This is a genomic window from Carboxylicivirga marina (genome assembly GCF_016612505.1).
Taxonomy (GTDB): domain Bacteria; phylum Bacteroidota; class Bacteroidia; order Bacteroidales; family Marinilabiliaceae; genus Carboxylicivirga; species Carboxylicivirga marina.
Genome location: NZ_JAENRR010000116.1, coordinates 1 through 5087 on the forward strand (window position 1 = coordinate 1; position 5087 = coordinate 5087).

The 5087-nt window shown below is 34.6% G+C and carries 6 protein-coding genes; 1 reads left to right on the plus strand and 5 read right to left on the minus strand.

Annotated elements, in window-relative coordinates; translation table 11 throughout:
* Positions 1-193: 193 nt before the first annotated feature.
* Entirely contained in the window at positions 194-1438 is a 1245-nt protein-coding gene (locus JIV24_RS21785) for an integrase core domain-containing protein (RefSeq protein ID WP_200467199.1), read from the plus strand.
* A 459-nt stretch (positions 1439-1897) separates the two neighbouring features.
* Here JIV24_RS21785 and JIV24_RS21790 read toward each other — a convergent pair whose 3' ends face one another.
* The 5 genes from JIV24_RS21790 to JIV24_RS21810 all read right to left on the minus strand — a co-directional run bounded on the left by JIV24_RS21790 (position 1898) and on the right by JIV24_RS21810 (position 4972).
* On the minus strand, positions 1898-2455 hold the full coding sequence (locus tag JIV24_RS21790; protein WP_200467200.1) for an STM3941 family protein: 558 nt from the start codon (positions 2453-2455) through the stop codon (positions 1898-1900).
* A gap of 225 nt (positions 2456-2680) precedes the next feature.
* The gene (locus tag JIV24_RS21795) at positions 2681-2971 is read right to left on the minus strand and encodes a helix-turn-helix domain-containing protein (RefSeq protein ID WP_200467201.1); all 291 of its coding nucleotides are present in this window, start codon (positions 2969-2971) and stop codon (positions 2681-2683) included.
* 1 nt (position 2972) lies between these two features.
* The gene (locus JIV24_RS21800) at positions 2973-3323 is read right to left on the minus strand and encodes a type II toxin-antitoxin system RelE/ParE family toxin (RefSeq protein ID WP_200467202.1); all 351 of its coding nucleotides are present in this window, start codon (positions 3321-3323) and stop codon (positions 2973-2975) included.
* A 305-nt stretch (positions 3324-3628) separates the two neighbouring features.
* Entirely contained in the window at positions 3629-4216 is a 588-nt protein-coding gene (locus JIV24_RS21805; protein WP_200467203.1) for a hypothetical protein, read from the minus strand.
* Positions 4217-4465: 249 nt separating this feature from the next.
* Complete coding sequence (locus JIV24_RS21810) at positions 4466-4972, minus strand: hypothetical protein (protein WP_200467204.1); 507 nt, start codon at positions 4970-4972, stop codon at positions 4466-4468.
* Positions 4973-5087 lie beyond the last annotated feature (115 nt).

Here is a 5087-nt window from a genome sequence, read left to right on the forward strand (position 1 = left end):
ATGATTTCTTCTACCATTTTGTTTCACTTTTCATGTGCTACAAAGTGGTCCAGTTTTTAAAGCGGTTAAAAACAAAAACGTATCCGTAGCCGATTAAGAGAAATGATGAATGTGATTATTTTTCCTGAACAGAGTCCGGATAAAAGGCGATAAAATATTACATCTTAATATGTTGAAAACCTCTTGCACCTTTATGAGAAAATACAGATCCTACCATACATCTTTAAAACTGTTAGCTAAAGCAGATAAATTGCCAATGCATTACAATTCATTAATTGATCGCTCAACCATCTGGCGATGGAAGCAAGAGCCAGATAGAAAATACACCAGCATTGAGCTTTCTGAAATTGAAACTTTAAACAAATTCTTATCCCGCCAAGAAGCCCATCAGATAATGAGTTCTTACCTCAGGCTGGCCTTGGCATTAAGCCTCATTTTATCCACATCAAAAGCAGCGGGTTTGACCCTTAAAGATAAAAAGGAAGAATTTGTTCACACATTATTGAGATACAAACATTTGGTTGACTACAATTTAGTGCTTAGGATTTTTAGAATTCCTACTTCTGTCTTTTACTATTGGAAAACTAAGGTGCTTCATAAATGCAATCAGTCAGCATTTAGTTTGTGCCAAAAGAGGTTTCCTCAGCAACTGACTATAGATGAAGTGAGCACCATGAAGAATTTGGCACTTAATCCGCAGTTTCGTTTTTGGCCAGTATGTTCTTTGGCCTGGTATGCGATGCGTGAAAATGAGTTGTTTGTTTCGTTATCAACCTGGTATAAGTACCTCCGTAAACTCGGTATTAACCGCCCTCGGCCACCAAAGAAAAAGAGATATCCAAGAGGTATTACTGCAACTAAACCCAATCAATTTTGGCATGCAGACATTACTGTGGTCAAAAGTCTGGATGGGTTAAAAAATTACGTTTACCTGTTAATGGATAATTATTCGAAGTACATCATTAACTGGAGGGTGGAATCTGCAGTGTCCGGTAAGATACGTGTAGAAACCATTAAAGAAGCCTACAAAATAGTAACATCAAAACAAATGAAGATTCAGTTAATTCTTGATGGTGGCCCTGAAAATAATAATAAAGAAGTAAATGATTTTGTGTTGTGTGAAGAGGTTAATATCTCTAAATTGATAGCTTTGAAAGACATACCCTTTTCAAATTCATTAATAGAAGCACAGAACAAGCTCCTTAAGTACCAATACTTGTTTAAGCATCAATATAGCGATATTAATCAGCTACGTAAGTTACTGCAGGTCGTAATCACCGATTATAACTTTCAACGTCCTCACAATGTACTGAAAGGCTTAACGCCTTATGAAGCATACATCGGTAGAAAACCAGCACCTAACGAATGGAAAATCAAAATAAAACAAGCTCAACAAAAAAGAATCATTAACAGTCAAACAGTTTGTACTAGCTGTTAAAATACCATTATTGTTGCACCAGATGGAAATTTAATTCAGGAGTTCATTGGTTTGGAATTAAAGGCGTTTAACAGCTTGGTGGAAAATGCATGCTGCTTGAATAATCATTTTTACTGCACTTAAGTCTGGTGAAAATCACAACCAAATGGCTACCAGGGGAGTGTGTGTATTTGTTGCAATATTGCAACGAAATTTTCCAAGTTTACTGTACGATTTGCTGTGGAGAACCTTTTAAATCAATTTTATCTGAAAACATATACTCTTGACTAATCGCATAACTAGCAATTAGTAATAGAAAAGAACAAACAATTATAGATTTCATTTTTTGTAGGTTTTGTTTTTAATGGTATGCAACGGTTGGCCGCATGGCGCTGTAGCAGATTTGCGTTGAGATTGTCCGTCCGAGAGGACGAGACTATCGAGGCGGGAATCTGCACGACCAAAACCCCACCAGCCCTGCTATGCGCTATTTGCGGCGTGTTGTACCTCGTTTTTATCTTTTTTAGAGTATTTATTTAATGCCTCATGCAATTCCGCAAAACTAATATCTAGTCCTGCTGCTGATATATTGAATGGTGAATCATAATTACTTAGATTAAAATTCATTAATTTTTTCCGAAATGTATTTGTTTCTTTTTCTATCCATTTCTCTGGATTTTTCACAACAATTATCAGTATTCTTTGACTATGAATCTTTAATTCTTTAAATCCTAGTATATCTTTCCAGTCTATAAATTCGTTTAGCGATTTTTTAGGATTTACATTTAGTCCATTGCTGTCAATTATTAGTGCAATTTCAGATTTTATCGTCCTCTTAATTCCTACATATATTCCAAGTCCAAAAAATAGAACGGAAGTAACTCCAATAATTCTAATAATATCAGGACTCTGCATTCTTATTGTTAAAAAACTTTCAGGATTAGCGACAAATAAAATACCTCCAACAACAAAAATTATTGAGCCAATCAAAATCAAAATTGACTTTTTCTTACTAGTATAAATTTCTATTCTATCCATACTTTCTAAATGAGGTACAACGGACGCGGCTATGAAGCGAAAGTGAAATGATACCAAATTAACCTATCAAAATGCGAAGTAGCCAAAGCGTTGATTTTGTTTTTATCTTATACTCTCAAAAGCCAAATCAGCGATTTGGCGGAGGTTGCCGAAGCTAGGAGCCAACCTAAGTTAGTTGGCTCACTTTTGCTTTATAAGCTATTGTTAGCCCCTGTACTTGAACTCTTAGAGCTCAATTTGAATCTTAACTTTCCCACCTAATCCTTTTTCGACAATGTCATAAAGGGTCTTTAAAGTCAGGTTGCTACTATTATTTTCTACTCGTGATATATATGTGCGTTTTTTATCTACTCGGTCTGCAAGTTCTGATTGTGTTAAATGCTTTTCCTCTCTTGCTTGACGTAATAAAAGTCCAATTTTAAAGGATTCAAAATCACGTTCCAGTTCGTCACGTCTTTCTGTCCCTTTTTCTCCGTACACATTATTCTTTATTTCTGACCAACTTTTCGTTTTCATATTATTCACCCTTTCTTTTTTCGTCAAAATACTCGTTCATTAACCTTTTTGCCTTTTCAATTTCTTTCCTAGGTGTCTTCTGTGTTTTCTTCTGAAATCCATTAAGCAGAATCACCAATTTTCCTTTGTCAAAAAAGCAAAAGACTCTCCAAATATCTGAAGCTAATTTTACTCGTGCTTCATAAAGTCCATCTGTTCCTGTAATTGCTTTAAGATACTGAGACGGTATTCTTTCATAAGTCTCAATTATTTCAATGACTTTGAATATTTTATCCTGAACTTTAACCGTTTGGCTTTTCAAAAAGTCCTCAAAATAATCCCTATATGCAATTACTTCTCTTACTCTATTCATACTGCAAAGGTAACTTTAAAGTTACACATATACAAAATATAGCCTAAACCAAAATGCATAAGTCGTTGCTGACTATATTTTTCTGTGCGCTATGGGAGTATAGGGGCTAACGGTCAGGCTATGAAGCGTAAGTGAATATTAACCGTACTCACTTCCAAATTCCACGAAGCCAAAACGTTGTATTTGTTTTTATCTTTTCATTTCAAAAGCCAAATCAACGATTTGGCGCTGGTTGCCGAAGCTACGAACCAACCAAAATGAGTCGGCTCACTTATGCTTTATTAGCCATTGTTGGTGGCTGGCTTTTATTTTTTTCGCACAAGGTTTTCAATAATCTTAAAAGCAAGTATTGAGAAAAAGATTCCCTCAAACACATGTATAACTCCCTTAGGAACGGATATAGAAAAGTATATTGGCATTATAATAGCTAATAGTGCCAATCCTATACTTCCAAACATGAGATAATTAAGTAAAATATGTAGAATATTTCTCTTCGTTTCAATATACCAATCTTTATAGTCTTCATTCTGTGGGTCAATTAGAATTAACTGCTTGAACCCTTTCAAAGCTTCTTTATAGCGTTTTCTTCTGCTAAGAGATGCTGATTTATAGAAAACAAAGTCCATATTAAAGTCTTTGTCATTTTCTAATTGATGTTTAATGTAATCACGTTTCTCCATTTCTTCTGTTACAGCAATCACTTTTGAATACCTTGATTTAATGCCTAAAAAATAGAGATAATCCGTGTAAATATGCAGAACATCAGAAACATCCATGTTTTCATTGGACAAAAATACATCTGAATTATCTTCAAAGAATTTAATAATTGTTTCTGGTTCTGATTCCTCTGGAAGCTCGTCGTAGCTTTTTTCTAATTCTAGTAATTCTTTCATTTATTTTATTAGGATTATAAACATCTTGTAATTTGCTTGCCACCAACGGTCTCGCTGCATGGCGTCGTGAGGGGTTTTATCCTTACAAACTTTCCAAATTGAGCTGAGCCAAAGCGTTGTATTTGTTTTAACTTTTCATTTATAAGCCAAATCAACGATTTGGCGATGGTTGCCGAAGCTACGGACTTTTCAAAATGCTCGAATCCCGAAATGCGCTATGTGCAGCGTGTTGGGTAGCGTTTTTTGTTTTTATTTATTTCTCAATGATTCAATGAATGCATAATCAATAACCGATGAAAGCAACCACACTACTCCAAATAAAATAATACCAATCAGGATATTGCGTTTTGTTTGTCTCTTTACAATGCTATTGAACTCTACGCTGTCTTTAATCTGTGTGCTATATTTAAATGATATAAGTAATAGAATCACGATAATCAAACTAGATAAAGAATATTGCACTAAATGAGTGCTTTGCCATTTTATCAATTCAAAAAGTAGAATTCCTATTTCTAAGATTAATAACCACGTACTTAAAGAAATCAGGTCTTTTATGATGTTTTTGTTTTTTACCAAACGAATCCCAATTAACAATGAAATCAATCCTAATGCAATCCTTTTAACTTGAATAATTTCTAGGATAACAATTAACCACATTATTCCTGAGGTGGAATATTGCCAATAAGCAGATAGTCCTGAAACGATAAATGCGATTCCTGTTACAATCCAAACTGTTCCTATGATTAGATTTTTCATTTATTTTTTTGCGTCTCGAATTAAATGCTACCCAACGTTTGGCTAGTCGAGTAGGCAAAGGGAATTTCACCCTAAGCCTCTCACAGAACCGTGCTTGATAGTCTCCCATCACACG

Bases quoted from the DNA above. Each gene is read 5' to 3' on its own strand.
- JIV24_RS21785 (WP_200467199.1), top strand. From the start codon at position 194: ATGAGAAAATACAGATCCTACCATACATCTTTAAAACTGTTAGCTAAA.
- JIV24_RS21795 (WP_200467201.1), bottom strand. From the start codon at position 2,971: ATGAAAACGAAAAGTTGGTCAGAAATAAAGAATAATGTGTACGGAGAA.
- JIV24_RS21805 (WP_200467203.1), bottom strand. From the start codon at position 4,216: ATGAAAGAATTACTAGAATTAGAAAAAAGCTACGACGAGCTTCCAGAG.
- JIV24_RS21790 (WP_200467200.1), bottom strand. From the start codon at position 2,455: ATGGATAGAATAGAAATTTATACTAGTAAGAAAAAGTCAATTTTGATT.
- JIV24_RS21800 (WP_200467202.1), bottom strand. From the start codon at position 3,323: ATGAATAGAGTAAGAGAAGTAATTGCATATAGGGATTATTTTGAGGAC.
- JIV24_RS21810 (WP_200467204.1), bottom strand. From the start codon at position 4,972: ATGAAAAATCTAATCATAGGAACAGTTTGGATTGTAACAGGAATCGCA.